We start from the raw sequence: 20,458 nt of genomic DNA, 5'->3' as shown, positions 1-20,458 counted from the left end.
CGGCCTCAGCGTCTCAGCGTTGCGCCGGTTGCCTTGGCAACGGCCGCAATGATCTTTTCGGAAACAGCCTCGATTTCCTCATCGGTCAGGCTCGCCTTGACGGGCTGAAGCGTGACCTCGATGCCCAATGACCGATGACCTGCCTCGAGCGACCCGCCCTCATAAACATCGAACAGGCGCACATCGCTGATCAGCGCCCGTTCGGCACCACGGGCGGCCTTGAGAACAGCCTGAGCTTCCACACCCGGTGCCACGATGAAGGCAAAATCGCGACTGACAGGCTGGAAAGCCGAGAGCGCAGGCGGCTGGCGACGCTTGACCTTGGGCAGCGGCACGGCATCGAGGAAAATTTCGAATACGACAAGAGTCGAGTCGATACCCATGGCGCGTGTCACGCGGGGATGCAGCTCGCCAAAGCAGCCCAGAACCGTCTTTGGACCCTGACGCACAACACCCGAGCGGCCGGGATGATAATGACCGGGCGCATCGGCTGTCACGCTCAGCGCCTCGGCAGGAAGCTTGAGAGCCTCGAGCGCCGCCATGAGATCCGCCTTGGCGTCCCACAACGTCATGGGTTGTGCCCGCGTACCGGGGCGCCTTGGCGTCTCACCACCACGCAGCCCGGCCAGCACGAGCTTCTGCCCATCTGCATGGAAGCAGGGGCCCAGTTCGAACAGGGCCGCATCGCTCAGTCCACGCGCCGCATTGCGCTGCCACGCACGGGCCAGATTGATCAGCGGCGTAGGGCGCATCTGGTTGAGGTCGGAAGCGATCGGGTTGAGCAGACGCAGCCCCTCAGGCGCTCCGCCGAACAGCAGAGCGTCCTCATGCGAGACGAAGGAGAAGCCAACGGTTTCCACCAGCCCACGCAACGCGCAGAGTCGACGCAGATCGCCCAGACGGACCTGTGCCGGCGTCAGGGCGGGAGCGGCAATCGCTGTCTTGAGCGGCAATGGCAGCGGGGGAACCGAGTCCAGCCCGTAGATACGCAGCACTTCCTCGATCAGGTCGTTTTCTGCCTCGATGGCATGAACCGACGCCGCAGCGTTCTGGGCCTGGGCAGGGTCGAGATGCGGTGCCTGATCGAGCGTGACACCTGTCGCCACGTCATTGCGCCATGATGGCACCGCGAAACAGGCGCGTGTCTCGTCCTGCTCATGTACGGCAAAGCCGAGATGCTCAAGGATGCGTGTGGCTTCCCCCGAAGGGATTTCGACGCCACCCAGCGTTTCGAGACGATCGAAACGCAGCCATGCCTCACGCTGCCAGGCGGGAACTGCGCCAGCGCTGGTGATTTCACTGGCCTCACCGCCGCAGAGCGACAGAATGAGCTGTGTGGCAGCTTCCAGGCCGGGCAGAACGAGTGCCGGATCGATTCCGCGCTCGAAACGCTGGCGGGCATCGGTATGGATGCCGAGCCTGCGTCCCGTCAGGGCGATACGGACCGCGTCGAACAGAGCGGCCTCAATGAACACATCCGTCGTTTCGTCAGAAACGCCCGTCGCCTCGCCGCCGATCAGGCCCGCCAGGGACTGCACACCAGCGCTATCGACAATCACAAGGTCATCCGTGCCGAGAACGAGGTCGCGCCCATCCAGTGCGCGGAACGTCTCACGTGCCGCACGGGTGAGAGACAGGGTGTTGCCGCTGATCTTGCCCGCATCGAACACATGGAGCGGACGCCCCAGATCGAAGGTGAGATAGTTGGTGATGTCGACCAGCGCGCTGATCGGCTTGAGCCCGATCGATTCGAGGCGCTGACGCAGCCAGTCGGGGCTTGGGCGGTTCTTCACGCCACGCACCAGTCGCCCGGCGATATAGGGGCATGCCGTATCGTACTGGATGTCCCAGTTGATCGGTGAGGCAAACTGCCCCTCGACCGTTTCAACCAGCCACGGCTTGAGATGGCCCAGTCCGGCAGCAGCCAGATCCCGGGCAATGCCACGCACGCTGAGGGCATCGCCACGATTGGGCGTGATCGAGATATCGATCACCGGGTCATCGAGCTTCGCATAGTCTGCAAAGGGCTGACCCAGCACCACCGTCTCAGGCAGCTCGGCAATGCCGTCACTTTCCGCCCCGAGACCCAGCTCGCGAAGGGAACACAGCATACCCCCGCTTTCCTGCCCGCGAATCTTGCCTGCCTTGATGGTGATGTCGCTGCCCGGGATATAGGTCCCCGGCGGGGCAAAGATCACATGCAGTCCGGCACGGGCATTGGGCGCACCGCAGACGACCTGCACCTTCTCGTAATCCCCGCCAGCGGCCACCACACAGACCTGCAACCGGTCAGCATCGGGATGACGATGAGCCTCGAGAATTTTGGCGACACGGAAGCCACGCAGCGAGTCGGCGGGATTTTCGACGCTCTCGACCTCGAGGCCTATGGCGTTGAGCTTGCTGACGATCTCATCCAGCGAGACCGTGAAATCGAGATGCTCGCGCAGCCAGGACAGAGTGAATTTCATGGTCTCAGACTCCTTCTGCGAGGCTGACGGAGGACAGGGCAGAGAAGCCGTAATGACGCAGCCATCTCAGATCGCTCTCATAGAAGGAGCGCAGATCGGGAATACCGTTCTTGAGCATGGTCAGACGCTCGATGCCCATACCGAAGGCAAAGCCCTGCCATATGGCAGGATCGAGGCCGCAATTGGCCAGTACGCGCGGATGAACCATGCCCGAGCCCAGAACCTCGAGCCAGTCGGTGCCACCGCCAATCTCACCCGTCTGGCGGGACCAGCCGATATCAACCTCCATCGAGGGCTCGGTGAACGGAAAATAGGAGGCACGGAAACGGACAGGAAGGTTCGGCTTGTCGAAGAAGATGCGCAAGAACTCGATCAGACAGCCCTTGAGATGACCGAGCGTGATGCCCTGATCGATGACAAGTCCTTCACATTGATGAAACATCGGTGAGTGGGTGGCGTCATGATCGGCGCGGTAGGTGCGCCCCGGCGCGATCACGCGGATCGGCGGAGGCTCGGTCAGCATGGTGCGGATCTGCACGCCCGATGTCTGGGTACGCAGCACACGCGGCGGCGACTCCTCGTGGGATGCAGGCAGGTAGAATGTGTCGTGCTCGGTCCGCGCAGGATGATGGTCGGGCGTATTGAGCGCCGAGAAATTATGCCATTGCGATTCGATGTCCGGCCCTTCGGCGACCGAAAACCCCATGGCACCGAAAATCGCCGTCATTTCCTCGATCGTGCGGTTGATCGGATGGAGCAGCCCGAGCGGAGTCGAGACAGCAGGCATCGACACATCGACCTGCTCGGATTTCAGCCGGGCTTCCAGCGCCGCCTCGGCAATGGCCTGGCCGCGCTCTTCAACAGCCGTATTGAGCGCATCGCGCAGGCGGTTCAGCGCCTGACCGCGCTCCTTGCGCATCTCGGGCGTCATCTTGCCCAGTTCCTTGAGCAGGACAGTAAGGCGCCCCGATTTGCCGAGCACCCCAACGCGAATGGCGTCCCAGCTGGCGTGATCCTGCGCCTGCGCCAGGGATTCGAGAGTTTCGCTTTTCAGCGCTTCGAGATCATCGCCCATCATTCGCCTGTCCCATCGGTCAACTGGTATCGTCAAAAAAGAAAACGGGCCGTCCTGATACAGGACGACCCGTTTTCTATCAAATCCGGAAATCTGCCGAAGCCGAAATCCGGAGGCTAGAGCCTTTGATCAGGCCTGCGCCGTCTGTTCCTGAGCGGACTGCTCAAGAGCCATCTGCGCCAACTTCACGATCTCGGCGAAGGTTGCGGCGTCATCAAATGCGATGGCGGCCAGAACCTTACGGTCGATTTCGATGCCAGCCTTTGCCAGTCCGTTGATGAACTTGCTGTAGGTCAGGCCCTGCTCGCGAACAGCAGCGTTAATACGCTGGATCCACAGAGCGCGGAAATCGCGCTTCTTGTTGCGACGGTCGCGATAGGCATAACGAAGAGCCTTCTCGACGCGCTCGAGAGCGATACGATAATTGGTAGAAGACCGGCCGCGGTAACCCTTGGCGAGATCCAGAACCTTCTTGTGACGGGCGTGCGTCGTTACGCCGCGCTTAACACGTGCCATTTATCTGCTCCTCAAGCCAGTCCGTAGGGGGCCCACTGCTTCACGGTCTTCGCATCCATGTCTGTCATGGTCTGCGGGCCGCGATTGGTGCGCTTCATTTTCTGCGGACGGTTGATGAGGCCGTGGCGCTTGTTGCCGGGACCGCACATCACCTTGCCGGTCGCGGTGATCTTGAACCGCTTCTTGACCGACGACTTGGTCTTCATCTTGGGCATTTCATTCTCCTCTCGACATATCAGGCAACCTCCCGCAATTGCTTGCGGGCGTTACCAAGCGGCCAGGCATGCCCTACCATCGCCTGGACGCGCGTTCGAAAGGGGGCACCTAAAGGATATCTCTGCCCTGCACAACCCATTTTAACGCGCTAAAACATTTACTTTGGGTTAGACAGAACCTTAACCACAATATGGGACGTTCTTGACGTAGATCAACATTTGGGCCTTTTACGACGCGGTCTCTTTTCGCAACGTTTCCGAACACGAAACCACACATAGGACGACGCATGAACACGGTTTCCCGGCCGCGGTTCTGGGCAGCCCTCACCGCCGTGATATTTGCCCTTTGTGGCATTTATCTGACACTCGGCGGTGTCTGGCTCCTGAGCTATGGCGACACCCCTTATTACGCAGTCTGCGGTATTGCCCTTCTGGCGACCGCCTATCTCGTCTGGAGGGGCCGCGCGGCCGCCTTCTGGCTCTATACCCTGATCATTCTCGGCTCGCTCATCTGGGCGATCAGCGAAATCGGCATCGATTTCTGGTCGCTCGTGCCGCGCGGCGACGTCATCACCATTCTCGGCATCTGGCTGCTCCTGCCGTTCGTCAGCCGCCAGATCACCACGAGCCGCCTCGCCACCCTACCCCTGCTCGGCAGCGTCGTCCTTGCGCTGATTGTCGTGGTCGTGGCCTTCGTGCAGGATCCGGGTGACAAGGCGGGCAATCTGCCCACCGAAAAGATCGCCGCCGCTGGCAGCGATGCCGCCCAGGTGCCCGATGGCGACTGGCAGGCCTATGGCCGTACCCAGTATGGCGATCGCTTCTCCCCGCTCACCCAGATCAATGCCGACAATGTCAGCAAGCTCAAGGTTGCCTGGACCATGCGTACGGGCGACTTCAAGGGCCCGAACGACCCCGGTGAAGCCACCAACGAAGCGACACCGCTTGCCGTCAATGGCACGCTGTATTTCTGCTCGCTGCACCAGAAGCTGTGGGCCGTCGATGGCGCAACCGGCAAGACGAAGTGGGTGTTCGACCCCCATCTCTATGTCAATCCAGGCTTCCAGCATCTGACCTGCCGTGGCGTGACCTACCACAAATCCGATGCCAGCGCCGTCACGTCAGATGGCACGCCGGCCCCTGATGAGTGCCATGAGCGCCTGTTCCTGCCCGTCAATGATGGTCGCATGTTCGCTGTCGATGCCCAGACCGGCAAGGCCTGCCCGAGCTTCGGCAATAATGGCGAGATCGACCTGCGTACGCCTTACATGCCGTATGACCATGTTGGCGGCTACGAGCCGACCTCACCGCCTGTCGTAACAGACAAGGTCGTGATCGTTTCCGGGGCCGTGACCGACAACAACTCCACCAAGGAGCCCTCGGGCGTTACGCGTGCTTTCGACCTGTTCACAGGCAAGCTCGTCTGGGTGTTCGACCCCTCGAACCCCGACCCGAACGAAATGCCAAGCGGTGACCACAAATACGTCGCCAACTCGCCCAACTCGTGGATCACCGCGTCCTATGACGCCAATCTGGGCCTGGTCTATATCCCGACCGGCGTTCAGACCCCTGACCAGTGGGGCGGCAACCGCACCCCCGATGCCGAACGCTATGCGTCGTCCGTGCTCGCCCTGCACGCCGATACCGGCAAGCTGGCCTGGAGCTACCAGACCGTGCACCACGATCTGTGGGACATGGATCTTCCGGCCCAGATGAGCCTTGTGGATATCACCCAGAAGGACGGCACCGTTATTCCGGCCATCTACGCGCCGGCCAAGACGGGCAACATCTTCGTTCTCGACCGTCGCGACGGCAAGCTGATCGTGCCTGCACCCGAGCTTCCCGTGCCGCAGGAAGTGGTTAAGAGCGATCACGTTGCTCCCACACAGCCCTTCTCTGATCTGACGCTGCGCCCCAAGGCCCTGCTGACGGGCAAGGACATGTGGGGTGGCACCGTGTTCGATCAGCTGATCTGCCGCGTGGCATTCCATCAGCTCGACTACAAGGGCACGTTCACGGCACCGTCCGAGCGTGGCTCGCTGATCTTCCCGGGCAATCTGGGTATCTTCGAGTGGGGTGGTCTTGCTGTCGATCCGCAGCGTCAGATCGCCATCTCCAACCCGATCGCCCTGCCTTTCGTGTCGCGTCTGGTTCCCCGTGGTCCGGGTAACCCGCTCTGGCCCGAAAAGGACGCCAAGGGTTCGGGCGGCGAGACCGGCCTGCAGCACAACTATGGCGCACCCTATGCCATCATGCTGAGCCCGTTCCTGAACCCGATCACCACACGCATCGGTCTGCCGATCCCGTGCAAGCGTCCGCCGTGGGGCTACATGGCTGGTATCGATCTGCGCACCAACAAGGTGGTCTGGCAGCATCGCAATGGCACGCTGCGTGACAGCCTGTACAATAGCGCCCTGCCCATCCAGCTTCCGCCGCTCAAGGTTGGCGTGCCCAGCCTCGGTGGCCCGCTCACCACGGCCGGCAACGTCGCCTTCCTGACGTCCACGCTGGATTTCTACATCCGCGCATACAACGTCACGACGGGTGAAACCCTGTGGCAGGACCGTCTGCCCGCCGGTGGCCAGTCCACCCCGATGAGCTACTCTGCCAATGGCAAGCAGTACATCGTGACCTATGCCGGTGGTCACGGCTCTTTCGGCACGAAGATGGGCGATTACGTCATCGCCTACGCTCTGCCGAACTGATCCTTCCCGGTTTCGGAAACAGGAAAACCCGCCTTTTGGCGGGTTTTTTTGTGCCTGGCTTCAAAGGGCCTGCACGGCTCTTGCACAGAGACGAATAATGTCAGAGTGTTGCTGAAACCTCAGCCAAGGATTTCATCATGCTCCGTGGATTTCTCGCTCTGACCGTGCTGCTCGGCACAGCCGCAGCCCCTGTTGCCTACGCCAAGCCCTGCCGCGATGCGACCTCGGGCAAGTTCGTGAAATGCGAAAAGCCGAAGGCCGAGAAATGCCGCGATGCCAAGGGCAAGTTCACCAAGTGCAAGGCTGATGCCGCCTCCAAGGACGATAGCAAGACGACCGCACCCGCGACCCCCGCTGATGGGGCCCCTGGCAAGAACTGATTTAGGGGGCGGTCTCCGCCTCTCGCAGTTCGGGTTGTTCCATGTAAAAAAGGCCCGGGAGACCGGGCCTTTTTTCTTGATTGCCGTTCTACCCTGTCAAAATCAGGCCCGGGCTCGGGCCCGTATGGCCTGGGCCATTGCCTCAACCCCATTGCCACGGTTGGTCGAGAGCGCCTTCACCAGTCCCAGATCATGCAGGAATGTCGGGTCCGTCGCCTCGATCTCCGCCCGGTCACGCCCGGAATAGACGCGCAGCAGCAGAGCCACCAACCCATTCACGATGGCCGCATCGGACGCACCGGCGAAGAACAGGCGGCCATCTGACTCATGCGCCTCAAGCCAGACCTGGCTCTGGCAGCCGGGCACACGATGCCCATCATTCTGCCACTCAGCAGGAAAGGGCGGGAGGTTGCGCCCCATCTCGATGATGTATTCGTAGCGATCCATCCAGTCATCGAACAAGGCAAGTTCATCGCCGATCGACGCAATGGCCTCCGCCGCCGTGCCATCCACGGGCTGGACGAAAGGGAGATCCGTTACCGCGCCGCTCACAGGATGAACCTGCTCAGATCGCCCTTGCGGGCCAGAGGCGCAACGCGCTCCTGCACATCCTGCGCGGTAATCACCACAGTATCCCCGCTCCGGTCAGACGCCCTGAAGGAAACATCTTCCAGCAGGCGCTCCATGACCGTCGCAAGACGACGGGCACCGATATTCTCGACACGTTCATTGATATCCGCCGCCACTTCGGCGAGCGCATCCACCGCGCCGTCCTCAAAGGAGAGCGTAAGATTTTCGGTGCCAAGAAGAGAGACATATTGCTTGAGCAAAGAGTGCTCAGGCTCGAGCAGGATGCGCTTGAGGTCCTCACGTGTCAAACCAGCCAGCTCAACGCGAATAGGCAGACGCCCCTGCAACTCAGGCAGCAGGTCCGAGGGCTTTGCCAGATGAAAGGCCCCGGATGCGATGAACAGGATATGGTCGGTTTTCACCGGCCCGTATTTGGTGGTGACCGTCGTTCCCTCGATCAGCGGCAGAAGATCGCGCTGCACGCCCTCACGCGAGATATCGCCACCCCGTCCACCGCCTTCACCCGAGCGGGCGCAGACCTTGTCGATCTCATCGAGAAAGACGATGCCGTGATCCTGCGCATGACGCACTGCATCCTGGGTCAGTGCGTCGTTATCCACCAGCCGGTCGGCTTCCTCGCGGATCAGAAGCTGACGCGCGGCAGCGATCGTCAGGCGACGCTTCTGGGGGGAGCGGTTCATGAGGTTTTTCATGAGATCGCCAAAGGCAGCGGCATTCATGACCGTGCCACCCGCCATGTCGGGCATCTCACCCGCGCCCGGCTCACGCCCCACCTGAATCTCGATTTCCTTGTCCTCGAGTTCGCCATTACGAAGCATCTGGCGGAACTTGGTCTTGGTGTCCGCCGTGGCCCCTTCACCGACCAGCGCGTCGACAAGGCGGGATTCGGCGGCAAGCTCGGCCTTGGCATTCACGTCCTTGCGCCGGGCCTCACGCAGCATGGTGAGTGACACCTCGACCAGATCGCGCACGATGGATTCCACATCACGCCCGACATAGCCGACCTCGGTGAACTTGGTGGCCTCGACCTTCAGGAAAGGCGATTGTGCCAGACGCGCCAGACGGCGGGCGATCTCGGTCTTGCCGCAGCCGGTTGGCCCGATCATGAGGATATTCTTTGGCACGACCTCTTCACGCAACCCTTCGGGTAGTTGCGCACGGCGCCAGCGGTTGCGCATGGCAATAGCCACAGCCCGCTTGGCCTCGTTCTGACCGATAATGAAGCGATCAAGCTCGGAGACAATCTCACGCGGCGAGTAATTCGGAATTTCCATTACAGCGACTCTCCGCCCAGCAATTCCACCCGGACCGAATGATTGGTGTAGACGCAGATATCGCCCGCAATCTTCATCGCACGGCGGGCCACATCCTCGGCACTCAGCCCCTCGATATCGATGAGCGCACGCGCGGCCGAAAGCGCGTAATTGCCGCCGGAGCCGATCGCGATGATTCCGTCCTCAGGCTCAAGCACGTCGCCATTGCCGGTCAGTGTGAAGGAGCGATGGGCATCGGCCACCGCCATCATGGCCTCCAGCCGGCGCAGATAGCGATCCGTGCGCCAGTCTTTCGCCAGATCGACACAGGCCCGTTCAAGCTGATCAGGATAGCGCTCCAGCTTGGCTTCGAGGCGCTCGATCAGGGTGAAGGCATCAGCTGTTGCCCCGGCGAACCCGGCTAGAATCGAGTTCTTGGGCCCTATGCGGCGTACCTTGCGGGCATTGCCCTTGATGACCGTCTGGCCAAGCGTAACCTGCCCGTCACCCGCCATGGCCACCTGTCCGTCGCGACGAACGCAAAGGATGGTGGTGCCATGCCAGCCAACAGGGTCATGGGGGGAAGAGGAATGAGTGTGCATGCCTCTTCACATAAGCCCTGCGCGCAGAGAGACAAGCCCGCCCTATGCCCAGTTACGCAGCGTGGTGGCGATTGCCTGACGCAACTCCACCGGGGTGAAGGGCTTGCCCAGCACGAAAGCATCGGCAGGCAGGTTTTCGGGGTCGGCGTAACCACTGACGTAAAGCACCGGCAGAGCGGGATATTTCTCCGCCAGGATGGCGCCGCATTCGCGGCCGCCCATGCCCGGCATCAGCAGATCGAGCACAACCAGATCGAAATGTTCACCCGCAGCCAGGCAGGCAATCACATCCTTGCCATCCGCAACGCTGATCACCTCATGACCGTCCTGCGAGAGGAATTGCGCCGTAACGAGCCGCACACCGGGTTCATCATCAGCCAGCAACACACGCAGCTTGCGCGGCCCCGAAACAACCTCGACCGCCTCCTGCTGCGCCCCTGCCGTCGCCTCGTGGCTGACAGGCAGAAGCATGATCATGCGTGTGCCTTCGCCCGGCGTGCTCTCGACACGGATATCCCCCCCGCTGCGCTGCAGGAACCCGTAGATGGTCGAAAGCCCCAGACCCGTGCCGCTTCCAAGGCCCTTCGTCGTGAAAAAAGGTTCGAAGATACGGCGCACGATCTCCGGCGGCATGCCGCAGCCCTGATCATCGACCGAGAGCACAACGCGCTCACCTTCGGGGGCATGAGCCTCATGGCTGAGCGCAATACTAATGACACCGCCATCCGGCATGGCATCGCGGGCATTGATACACAGGTTGAGCAGGGCCATTTCAAGCTGGCCGGAGTCACTCATCACGGGGGGCATGACCAGATCTCGCGGCACGGCAGAGAGATCGATCGTGCAACGGCCCGTTTCGCCGCGCAGATCGCTTGCCCGGCTCAGGCTCTGCACGATCAGGTCGTGCATGCTCCAGATCATCTCGACCAGATTGACCGGACGCAGCGCCATGGGTTTCGGCCGGCCGAATTCGAGCAGACGGCGGGTCAGAACCGTACCGCGACGGGCCGATTCAAGGGCATTGTCGAAAAGCTTGGTCACGGTCGGGTTTACCGCAGGGGTCATGTCCTGCAGCAATTCGAGCGAGCCCAGCATGGCGGTCAGCAGGTTGTTGAAGTCATGCGCAATCCCCCCGGCGAGTGTGCCAAGAGCATGCATCTTGTCATCCTGACGCAGGCGCTCCTCCATCGCGAGGCGCTCTGTCACGTCCCGGTCGAGCATCATCTGCCAACGCTGCGCGCTCGGGAAAGGGACACCCAGCGCATTGCGCGGCCAGGGCAGGGTCTGGCGCGTGATCTCGTGCCACCTCACCCCGTCAGCCGTATGCTCCGACACCAGCCGCGAGACCTCGCCCTCGCTTCGGGTCTCCTCACGCATGGCGGCGATATCGGGTCGAAGGGCATCGTTGAACAGGGAGTCCTCAGCGATATCGCCCCTGCTATCCGGCGTGACCTCGACCTCGATATTGTGGCGCAGTACCGTGCCATCGGCCTCAGAAAACACGACATCCATCGGCACCGATTCCAGTGCGCCATGCAAAAGCACGCGCTCCATCATCAATGCCCGCTCGAGGCGGTGATGGGCTGCAACCTCACGCACCATCGCGCGCAGTGAGTCGGATTCCCACGGCTTGTGGGCATAAAACTGGATCCTGCCCTGATTGAGGGCGGCAACCACGGCGGCCAGATCGGCATAACCGGTCAGGAGAATTCCACGCGCATCGGAATAGTCCCGCGCCTTGCTCAGCATCACATCGCCCGTCATGTTGGGCATGCGCTGATCGGAGACAATCACCGCGATATCGGGTGACTTGCGCAGGAATTCGAGCGCCTCCAGCGGGTCTGTACTGGAGAGAATATCGAATTCGTCTTCCAGCAGATCGGTCAGCGCGACCAGAATTTCAGCTTCATCATCCACCAGGAGGATACGGCTCCTCCCGAAGGGTACGCTCATTTCGGTCCGTTTCATGCGCTGCGTCCTATCGTCACCGGTCCCGTAGGGGTAAGGCGCACCGGAACGGAGAGCGTGAAACAGGCCCCCACATCGCGTCCACCCTCGAGATTCGCGTCCTCTATATCAATCGTGCCGCCATGCGCCTCGATCACGCCATAGGCAATTGCCAGCCCCAGCCCCGTTCCCATACCGACAGGCTTGGTCGTGAAGAACGGCTCGAACACACGAGCGCGCAGGGCGGCGGGCACACCCGGTCCGTCATCTGCCACGCTGATCACATAATTTGCATCTGATCCCTCCTGCTTCAGAACGGTCCGGATCACGATCTTGCCGCTGGGCGCCCCGGCCTCGAGCCCCTCTGCCTCTGCGCGCGAGCGTATGGCATCGGCTGCGTTGCTGACGATATTCATGACCACCTGATGCAGAAGGGCCGGCTGGCAGACCAGCATGCGTGGGGCCGACAGATGGCGCTCCACCGTAATCTCGCGGCCAAATTTATGCGCCAGAAGGGCGAGCGCGGTATCGATTGCCTCGACCACGTCAGTATCCTGAAAAGCGCTTTCATCGAGACGTGAGAAACGCCTCAGGCTCAGCACCAGATTCTGGATGCGCTGCAGCCCCAGCCGCATCGCGCCGATACGGCTCGAACATTTCTCGAGCAGCGCGAGCTGTGCTGGCAGAAGAGGCCCCTCGGACTCCGTAAGCCGCTGCAGGGCGCGTGCGATGGTTTCCTCGTGCGCCAGGGTGAAGGCGAGCGGGTTGTTGATCTCGTGGGCGATGCCTGCCACGAGCTCGCCGAGCGAGGCCATCTTGGCTGTCTGCACCAGCTTGGCCTGTGTCTCGATCAGTCGCGCATTGGCATCGGCCAGTTCTGAATTAGCGTGGGCCAGCGCCTCGGCCATCGCGGCCTTGGCAGCAATGGCGCGGGCCTCGCTCTGCGCTGTCTGAAGCGCCACTTCACGCACCTGACGCTTGATTTCCTGCTGTCTGATCTCGTCCTGAGCCAGCTTGCGACGCACCAGCACCCGGATGCGCAGCGCCAGAACATCGGGGGCAATGTCGCTGGGCACCAGGTCATCCAGCCCCGCATCGAACAGATCTGCCGCAGAGTGACGCCTGAACCGGTCAGCATCGACAATGCCGAGGATCCGGAAGGATGTTCCTCCGGCCTCAAGCACATCCTGACGGCGCGCATCGAGACGGCGGCAGAAATTCACGCCATCGAGCAAGCGCGATGTGAGGTCGAGCACCAGACAATCCGGCCCCTCCTCGCCCCCGAGCCAGCCCCCATGGATCAGCTCGCCCGAGGCGGTAACCGTGGTGACCGTATGGCCATCGCGCCAAAGCAGCTCCCCCAGAGACGCACCGGAGGAATCGCGTTCCCAATTGGCATTGTCGCCCGGCTCGTCCTCGAAATCCTCGGTATGGGGGCTCGTGACGATAACGATACGCGCCCGGCGAAAACGTCCAGCCTCTTCGGCCTGAAGAAAATCCGAGCCCTCTCGCAGCAGCGCACGGATGCGCAGCACCAGCAGGTCAGGATGGGCCGATTTGGAGATATAGGCATCCGCGCCGCTTTCGAGCCCTTCACGCTCCAGTCCGGGCCCGACATCTTCGGTCAGCATCAGGATGGGGATCGAGCGCGTCTGGGCGTTCATGCGGAACTGACGCGCCATCTGCCCGCCATTCATGCCAGGTAGGTGGTAGTCAGCCACCACCAGATCCGGCAGGCCGTCATCAAGGCAGGTCAGGGCTTCTTCACCGCTGGCCACGCGCCGGACGACAAACCCTGCTTCTTCAAGCAGAAGCGTCAGGGCTTGCGCCTGTATATCCGACTCCTCAACGAGAAGGATTGCGGGGCGGGGCACATCTTGCAGGGTCATGAATGCACTGGTCTCATGAGTTCGCGGGGGTGATCAAGTTCGCCAGCGCCTTCAGGACGAAAAGAGTTCCTCTATCGTCTGGTGGTTGCAGAAATGGCGACATGTCGAAGGCTCATGCCATCCGGCCTGCTAAGGGGTCCCTCACAACGCGGCATGTGCAGGTCGTGATGTTCATATGGAAGCAAGGCCGCATCTCAGGCTGATCATTGCATTTCGCCGCGCTGGCAGCTACCTCAGGATCCGACAACGTGGCCAGCCCTGACTGGACGCCACTTCATTCGTGCCCATCACGACAAGCTGGAAGCGCCCCATGGAAGTTTCGCCCCGCCCGTCCCTGTCACGCCTAGGCCAGCCGAGCGACGACCGCGAGCCCCGTGGCACAAACGGGCTTGGCACAGGCGGACGCAGCAGCAGCGGGCTTGCCGTCCTGCGTACGGCTTTCTGGGCTGTCTGCTACTTCGCGTTCTATTTCGCGCAGCAGGTGGCCGAGGTTCTGGCACCGCTTTGCCTCGTGCTTGGCATTGGCTGGATGGCCCTGCCCAAGGCTCTTTCGGCTATCACTACCGGCACGGCCTCGACCGACCCGCAGGCCCAGGATGTCATGAACCATGTGGTCGGAAGCATTCCCGATCATCTTGCCATCGGCAGCCATGTCATGACGGCAAGCGGCCTTGTCTTCGACGGTTTCATGCTGATGGCCATTGCCGCCCTTGGTGCGACAGTCTCCGCCGTCGCCGCGCGCAACATGTAACGACGCGACCGGGGCTTTCATGATCCGGTTCTACAACGTCAGCTATCGCCATGCCCTCCGTCGCCGTCTGGCTGGGCAACGCCAGATGCCGCGCCCGGTCCTTGAGGGGCTCGATTTTACCATCCAACAAGGCAGCTTCTACTGGCTGACAGGCCCCTCCGGCGCGGGCAAGTCCAGCCTGCTTCGCCTCGCCCATGCAGAGACTCTGCCAGAAAGCGGTACAGTCGAAATTCTCGGGGTCGCAACAGACCGGGCCAGCCGCCGCCAGCTGGCGCAGCTCAGGCAGCGCATCGGGTTCATCCCGCAGGATCTGCGCCTGCTTGGCGAACTGAACGTTTATGACAACATCGCCCTCCCTTTACGTCTGGCCGGCCAATCCGACAGCGCGATAAGGGGTGAGATCGGATCTATCCTCGACTGGCTCGATCTGGGGGCCAAATCGGACAGCCTGCCGGATGAGCTTTCAGGGGGAGAGCGACAGCGCGTTGCCATCGCCCGTGCTCTTGTAACCCGCCCGGCCCTGCTTCTGGCGGACGAACCGACCAATGCCCTTGCAGAGTCACAAAGCTGGCAACTCATCGAGGCATTGCGGGCTCTGAGCCGCACAGGCACGACGGTCATCGTCGCCACGCATAACGAGTCGCTGCTGCGGGCCATGCCGCTGCCCTGCATCAGCCTGCGTAACGGCCGCCTCGAAAAACCTGTCCCGCCCCCGGTGATGCATCCCCCGGACACGCACCCCGCCGACTTTCAACCCATGCCCCCGGGTGGCGATGTCAGTAACCATTCCGATAGCTTTGCCGCCTCATTCTCTCTCTCTGCCTCACGCCCCCGGCGGGAACGGGATCGATGAGCCGCAAGCTTCCTGATGGGCTGCATCTGGGTCGACGCGACCGGGGGCTGATACCCCTGATCGCTGCTGTGGCGGCAATCGCAGCCCTTGCACTGGGCGGCTGGAATGCGGCGCGCGTTCTCTCTCACGAATGGGACCATGGCGCCACGCGACAGGTCACGATCGAAATTCCGGATCTTACGGGCGATGCCGCAGACACAGCGCGCAAGCTGATTACTGTACTGAAGAGCGATCCCGGCATCGCCAGTGTCGAAATTCTGCCCGAAGCAAGGCTGCGCGATATCCTTCGCCCCTGGCTTGGCACGATGCAGGCCAGCCTGTCAGACCTGCCCGTCGTGCTCTCGATTACACGGCGCAGCGATGGCCCCGCCACCGATCTGCCAGTCATAATGGATACGATCGCGCCTTCAGCCATCATCGAGGAGAATGCCCGCTGGGGCGAACGCCTGATGCTTCTTGGCCAGACTTTGCAGGCCTGTGCGTGGCTTGCCGTGTTGCTGGCCGGTTTTGCCACTGCTGGCGTGACCACACTTTCCGTGCGCATGACGCTGATTGCACGACGGCGCACTATCGAAATTCTTCACGGTTTTGGCGCCCGTGACGGGCTGATCGCACGACGCATCGCCTGGCGCAGCGCCCTGCTCGGGCTGAGCGGAGGCGTAATCGGCACGGCACTCGGCGGGCTGATACTGGCCATACTCTATCACCTGTTGCTGCCCTTCATGGATCAGGCAGGCGCCGGTGCAACAACGTGGCCCCAGAGCTATGAACAATGGCTTGCCTTGTCGGCAGCCATACCTCCAGCTCTGCTTCAGTCCCTCGCCTGTGTGCCGGTGCTCGTTGCTGCCCTCAGCTTCGTTGTGGCTCAGGGTACGGTGCGTCTGTGGTTGCGCCGGCTGCCATGAGATTCTGGCTGGCCGTTCCGTTTCTGGTGTTCGTTCTGGCCCTCGTCTGGTGCGCAGGGTTCGCCTGGTTTTGCGTCGATGCGCTCCACCCCGTATCCAATCCGGTACATTGTGACGGCATCGTTGCCCTGACCGGGGGGCGTGACCGTATTGAGGCCTCTCTTCAGCTGCTGGACAAGGGGGTTGGGCGCAAGCTCTTGATCTCCGGGGTTGGGCCCCATGCCACACTCAGCCAGCTCAGCGAACATGCACCGATATCGCTGACACCCGAACTGGCGTCGCGCATCACACTGGGTAGGCGCGCGGTGTCCACCATCGGCAACGGGTCGGAAACGGCCCAGTGGGCCACGCAGAACCATATCCGGTCGCTGCTGGTCGTTACAGCGGGCTACCATATCCGGCGGGCTATGGTTGAGATCCATCGCGCCGCACCGGAGGTCATGCTCCATCCCTACCCTGTCCGCTCACCGGCGCTGAGACGCAGCCCCAATCGCGCAACATTCAGCCTACTGCTGCACGAATACATCAAATGGATCGGCTCCCATCTGGGCCTCTCGCGGGGAGTCAATCTCACTCCCCAGTCATGAACCCATCCGGGTGAAAACCGTTTCCAGCCCCGAATCCCGTGCTGTGCCGTTTCCCTCCTGCCCCGTGATGCTCTAGTGAACATCGGATTCTCGAGACGATACTGGGGGAGTGCATGATCCGGATACGCGCCTGGCTTTTCATGAGCTATTTCATCATCCTCACCCTGATCATGGGTGTGATCGCCATGCCCATACGCGCCCTGCGACGCCACAAGCTGGCCCTGCGCTATGCCCAGCTCTGGTCATCGCTCACCTTGCGCGGTCTGAGCCTGATCTGTCGCATACGCATCACCGTCATCGGTCGCGAGAACCTGCCTTCCGGGGCGTGCCTTGTCGCCTCGCAGCATCAGTCTTTCTTCGACGGCTTCATCTGGATGACGATTGCCGAGCAACCGGCCTATGTCATCAAGCAGGAGCTCACCCGCATACCGTTCATCGGTCCCATGCTGATCCTGTCCGGCATGGTGCCTGTCGAGCGCGCCGCGGGTGCGAAGGCCCTGCGTGCCCTGATGAAGGCGACACAGGAGCATTTTGATGAAGGCCGACAGATCATCATCTTCCCTGAAGGAACAAGAACCGTCCCTGGCGAGCGTGTTCCCCTTCAGCCCGGCGTAGTCGCACTGGCCAAGCAGGCGGCTGTGCCTGTCATTCCAGTCGCCACCAATTCTGGCCTGCACTGGCCGCGCCGTGGCTGGTTGATGACTCCGGGCGAAATCATCGTCGTCGTAGGAGAGGCTTTGCCTGCGAATGCCGGGCGACACTCTCTGATCGACTCGATCTACAGGTCCTGGGACAAGCTCTGCATTGCCCACGATATACCACACCCTGTGGATAACTCTGTGGACCTGAGACACTGATCGGGGGGAATCCTGTGCGGAACACCGTGCATAACCCCCAACGAACCGATACGATCCTGAAAGGATCCAGCCGGGGCGGGCAAGAAAGCGAGTCAAGAGACAATCGCCGCAAAAGCTAGGTTTTTCGCGCTTTATAGCGCAAAGAACAGTGCGGAGGGGGCATCTAACACAGCCCCCTGCGCTTTCATAGCCCCGCGGCGGAGACTCTTTCCCTTTTCCTCATTTCATCCGTTTTCAGCTCTGGGGATAAAATGTGCGGTTTCTCGCGACAACTGTGAAATCTGACGGCGTAACCTGCCAATTACCCAGTATTCACCGGGCTAATCCGAGATGAAAAAAGGGCTCTTCTTCGCCATCATCGGTGTTACGTCCCTGTTACTCGGGACACAGGCTCTGGACGCCTATCGCATCAGTCAAATCGACCGACAGATCGTGAAACTGTCCACGACGGCGCGGGCAGACGGTTGGCGGTTCACGTGGCAGGAGAAAACACGCCAGTGGCGCCCGTGGGGGTCACGCACCGTGCTGACTGCCCCCCTGATAGGCAATGCCTCCGGAGAGGGCTGGACCGGGCAATCTGTTACGATCACACCCGGCTGGAGGCACCCTTTCGCGGCGTCATTCACAAATGAGGGTGTGCAGATCCTGCGCCCCGGTGGCGATGTCGTGCTCAGTGGCGGTAGCGGATCGGGATGGTTCGACCCGTCGCGGCAGGTGATCGTCTATCGCACGGCAGGTGTGACGGCATCGGGGCTACCGATATCGGGAATCGATACGCTCACGCTGCGCGATGTCACAGCGCGGTTCCTGCCCGGCGGGCGGAGCGCCGATCCCTCTCTGGCATGGAGCCTGGACCTGCATGCAGGCAGGGTTGAGCCGAAGCTGACCGCGACACAGGGCAGCGGCAGCCTGACGCCCAGCCTGCAGGACCTCCTCGCGGCACTGCCTGCAGCGAGATATTTCCACCTCGTTCTCGCCGCATTGCATCGAACGAGCGATGGTCACGACCTAGGCGACCGTCCCGCTGGCTCGACCCATGATGTGGGTTATGAACGCTTTTTAATTCAGGAGGCGTCTTTCACGCTCGGCCCCCTCTCCGTCGTTGCCCGCGGAACCCTCTCAGGTACCGGGCAAGGCACAGTATGGGCCCATCTCACCGGCTTGCAGGGCTTTGCCCGTTACTGGGTTGCTCATACACCGCAAGCGCTACGGAACAACCCGGATTATGCACGCCTGCTCGCGGGTCTTGATGAACAAACCGCAAGGATACCGGACCATCTGGACCTTCCCATTCCGCTCGGTCCCGATGACATTTTATTGCAAAATCACATTTCCGCGATAATAACAGAGCATTATCGATGAACCGGAGGGGAAGCTGACGCCTTATGGGCGGTGGCAGTTAACCATTCCCCTTCACGACTGGCCTTGATGGCCGCGGATCCCTGCAATGCCTGACATGAGTGCTCTCTTCCTCGCACGATTGCAATTCGCGTTTACCGTCGGATTCCATATCGTCTTTCCCGCCTTCTCCATCGGCCTAGCTGCGTTTCTGGCTGTGCTCGAGGGGCTCTGGCTCAAGACGGACAAACCCGTCTATCTCGACCTCTTCAAATACTGGCTGCGCGTCTTTTCCGTGGTGTTTGCCATGGGTGTCGTTTCCGGCCTCGTCATGTCGTATGAATTCGGCACCAACTGGTCGCAATTCTCGCAAAAGGCCGGACCGATCCTTGGCCCGATGCTGGCCTATGAGGTCATGACGGCGTTCTTCCTTGAGGCCGGGTTCCTTGGCGTCATGATGTTCGGCCTCAACCGCGTGGGCAAGCGGCTGCATTTTGCTGCAACCTGCATGGTCTCGATCGGCACATTGATCTCCATGAGCTGGATCCTGGCTTCCAATTCCTGGATGCAGACGCCGCAGGGCTACAAGATCGATGCCGCAACAGGCCGCTTCCTGCCGGCCGACTGGTTCGCCATCGTCTTTAACCCCTCCTTCCCGTTCCGCCTTGTCCATATGGCCCTCGCAGCGTTTCTCTGCGTTGCGTTCATCGTGGGTGGCGTCGGCGCGTGGCATCTGCTCAAGGCCAAGCGTCAGAAGCGCCAGCCGACCGATGCCGTGAAGGTCATGTTCTCCATGGCAATGTGGATGGCTGCCATCGTGGCACCGCTCCAGATCCTGGCGGGTGACGCCCACGGCCTGAACACGCTGAAATACCAGCCCGCCAAGATCGCGGCGATGGAAGGCGACTGGGAGAGCGAGAGCCGTGCGCCCGAATTGCTGTTCGGCGTGCCGGACATGGAACATGAGGTGACACGCTACAAGATCGGCATCCCGCTGGTGGGCTCGCTGATCCTGACGCACAGCCTCGACGGCAAGGTGCCGGGCCTCAAGGATTTCCCGAAGGACCAGCGCGCCCCGATGTATGTCGTGTTCTACACCTTCCGCGTGATGGTGGCCCTTGGCAGCCTGATGGCCCTGCTTGGGTTCTTCTCGCTGTTCCTGCGCTGGAAGGGCGGATTCTATACCAACCCGATCCTGCTTCGCGGCGCCTTGCTCATGACGCCTGCCGGGTTCATCGCCCTGCTGTGCGGCTGGGTCACGACCGAAGTGGGCCGCCAGCCCTTCACGATCTACGGGCTGCTGCGCACCGTCGACAGCGTCTCACCCGTGACACTGCCGAACATGGAAATGTCCATGGTCGCCTTCGTCATCGTCTATTTCATCGTCTTTACCGCCGGTATCGGCATCCTGCTGCGCGATTTCGCCAAGGAACCCAGCTCGAACGAGCCTGAGCCCCCGCGCGATCAGCCGCATCGTGCCGCTGGTATCACCCAAGTCTCTCATCACCCGGCGGAGTAAGCGTTTA

General features: G+C 61.5%; 18 protein-coding genes. 9 read left to right on the top strand and 9 right to left on the bottom strand.

Going from position 1 to position 20,458, the window contains the following annotated elements; all coding sequences use genetic code 11:
• Nucleotides 1–5: 5 nt before the first annotated feature.
• The 4 genes from pheT to rpmI form a co-directional block, all read right to left on the bottom strand.
• Complete coding sequence (pheT, locus tag Asbog_RS04470) at nucleotides 6–2,468, bottom strand: phenylalanine--tRNA ligase subunit beta (RefSeq protein ID WP_062164228.1); 2,463 nt, start codon at nucleotides 2,466–2,468, stop codon at nucleotides 6–8.
• Nucleotides 2,469–2,472: 4 nt separating this feature from the next.
• A complete protein-coding gene (pheS, locus tag Asbog_RS04465) occupies nucleotides 2,473–3,543 on the bottom strand; it encodes a phenylalanine--tRNA ligase subunit alpha (RefSeq protein ID WP_062165706.1) in 1,071 nt (356 codons plus the stop codon).
• A gap of 129 nt (nucleotides 3,544–3,672) precedes the next feature.
• Nucleotides 3,673–4,059, bottom strand: a complete 387-nt coding sequence (rplT, locus tag Asbog_RS04460; protein WP_062164227.1) for a 50S ribosomal protein L20 — start codon at nucleotides 4,057–4,059, stop codon at nucleotides 3,673–3,675.
• An 11-nt stretch (nucleotides 4,060–4,070) separates the two neighbouring features.
• Nucleotides 4,071–4,274 carry a 50S ribosomal protein L35 gene (gene rpmI / locus Asbog_RS04455; RefSeq protein ID WP_023978115.1) on the bottom strand — a complete coding sequence of 68 codons (204 nt, stop codon included), beginning with the start codon at nucleotides 4,272–4,274 and terminating at the stop codon, nucleotides 4,071–4,073.
• Nucleotides 4,275–4,561: 287 nt separating this feature from the next.
• Here rpmI and Asbog_RS04450 point away from each other — a divergent pair, with 287 nt between their 5' ends.
• Nucleotides 4,562–6,979 carry a glucose/quinate/shikimate family membrane-bound PQQ-dependent dehydrogenase gene (locus tag Asbog_RS04450; RefSeq protein ID WP_062164226.1) on the top strand — a complete coding sequence of 806 codons (2,418 nt, stop codon included), beginning with the start codon at nucleotides 4,562–4,564 and terminating at the stop codon, nucleotides 6,977–6,979.
• A gap of 137 nt (nucleotides 6,980–7,116) precedes the next feature.
• Nucleotides 7,117–7,359 (top strand): hypothetical protein, encoded by a 243-nt coding sequence (locus tag Asbog_RS04445; protein WP_062164225.1) that lies wholly within the window; start codon nucleotides 7,117–7,119, stop codon nucleotides 7,357–7,359.
• A gap of 102 nt (nucleotides 7,360–7,461) precedes the next feature.
• Here Asbog_RS04445 and Asbog_RS04440 read toward each other — a convergent pair whose 3' ends face one another.
• Genes Asbog_RS04440 through Asbog_RS04420 form a run of 5 tightly spaced genes read right to left on the bottom strand, consistent with a single transcriptional unit; the run spans nucleotide 7,462 to nucleotide 13,641 of the window.
• Entirely contained in the window at nucleotides 7,462–7,911 is a 450-nt protein-coding gene (locus Asbog_RS04440) for a SufE family protein (protein ID WP_062164224.1), read from the bottom strand.
• Nucleotides 7,908–9,224, bottom strand: a complete 1,317-nt coding sequence (gene hslU, locus Asbog_RS04435) for an ATP-dependent protease ATPase subunit HslU (RefSeq protein ID WP_062164223.1) — start codon at nucleotides 9,222–9,224, stop codon at nucleotides 7,908–7,910. The genes Asbog_RS04440 and hslU overlap by 4 nt, the downstream gene beginning before the upstream one ends.
• The gene (gene hslV / locus Asbog_RS04430; protein ID WP_062164222.1) at nucleotides 9,224–9,805 is read right to left on the bottom strand and encodes an ATP-dependent protease subunit HslV; all 582 of its coding nucleotides are present in this window, start codon (nucleotides 9,803–9,805) and stop codon (nucleotides 9,224–9,226) included. Before hslV ends, hslU begins: the two co-directional genes overlap by 1 nt.
• A gap of 42 nt (nucleotides 9,806–9,847) precedes the next feature.
• A complete protein-coding gene (locus Asbog_RS04425) occupies nucleotides 9,848–11,773 on the bottom strand; it encodes a response regulator (protein WP_083510703.1) in 1,926 nt (641 codons plus the stop codon).
• The gene (locus tag Asbog_RS04420) at nucleotides 11,770–13,641 is read right to left on the bottom strand and encodes a response regulator (protein WP_062164220.1); all 1,872 of its coding nucleotides are present in this window, start codon (nucleotides 13,639–13,641) and stop codon (nucleotides 11,770–11,772) included. The genes Asbog_RS04425 and Asbog_RS04420 overlap by 4 nt, the downstream gene beginning before the upstream one ends.
• Nucleotides 13,642–13,951: 310 nt before the next feature.
• On the opposite strand from Asbog_RS04420, the gene Asbog_RS04410 reads away from it, so the two are divergent.
• From Asbog_RS04410 to Asbog_RS04380, 7 genes are all read left to right on the top strand, one after another.
• Nucleotides 13,952–14,392, top strand: a complete 441-nt coding sequence (locus tag Asbog_RS04410; protein WP_062164218.1) for a hypothetical protein — start codon at nucleotides 13,952–13,954, stop codon at nucleotides 14,390–14,392.
• Nucleotides 14,393–14,411: 19 nt separating this feature from the next.
• Complete coding sequence (locus Asbog_RS04405; RefSeq protein WP_083510702.1) at nucleotides 14,412–15,245, top strand: cell division ATP-binding protein FtsE; 834 nt, start codon at nucleotides 14,412–14,414, stop codon at nucleotides 15,243–15,245.
• Complete coding sequence (locus tag Asbog_RS04400) at nucleotides 15,242–16,150, top strand: cell division protein FtsX (protein ID WP_062164217.1); 909 nt, start codon at nucleotides 15,242–15,244, stop codon at nucleotides 16,148–16,150. Before Asbog_RS04405 ends, Asbog_RS04400 begins: the two co-directional genes overlap by 4 nt.
• Complete coding sequence (locus Asbog_RS04395) at nucleotides 16,147–16,737, top strand: YdcF family protein (RefSeq protein WP_062165705.1); 591 nt, start codon at nucleotides 16,147–16,149, stop codon at nucleotides 16,735–16,737. The genes Asbog_RS04400 and Asbog_RS04395 overlap by 4 nt, the downstream gene beginning before the upstream one ends.
• 113 nt (nucleotides 16,738–16,850) lie before the next feature.
• Nucleotides 16,851–17,594 carry a lysophospholipid acyltransferase family protein gene (locus tag Asbog_RS04390; RefSeq protein WP_062164216.1) on the top strand — a complete coding sequence of 248 codons (744 nt, stop codon included), beginning with the start codon at nucleotides 16,851–16,853 and terminating at the stop codon, nucleotides 17,592–17,594.
• Between the two features lie 330 nt (nucleotides 17,595–17,924).
• Nucleotides 17,925–18,956 (top strand): hypothetical protein, encoded by a 1,032-nt coding sequence (locus tag Asbog_RS04385; RefSeq protein WP_062164215.1) that lies wholly within the window; start codon nucleotides 17,925–17,927, stop codon nucleotides 18,954–18,956.
• Nucleotides 18,957–19,041: 85 nt separating this feature from the next.
• A complete protein-coding gene (locus tag Asbog_RS04380; RefSeq protein WP_023978129.1) occupies nucleotides 19,042–20,451 on the top strand; it encodes a cytochrome ubiquinol oxidase subunit I in 1,410 nt (469 codons plus the stop codon).
• The last annotated feature ends 7 nt before the right edge of the window (nucleotides 20,452–20,458 follow it).

The organism is Asaia bogorensis NBRC 16594 (assembly GCF_001547995.1).
In the GTDB taxonomy this organism is placed as follows: Bacteria; Pseudomonadota; Alphaproteobacteria; order Acetobacterales; family Acetobacteraceae; genus Asaia; species Asaia bogorensis.
Note: the sequence above shows the minus strand (reverse complement) of the source record. Positions and strands in the feature narration are given on the sequence as shown.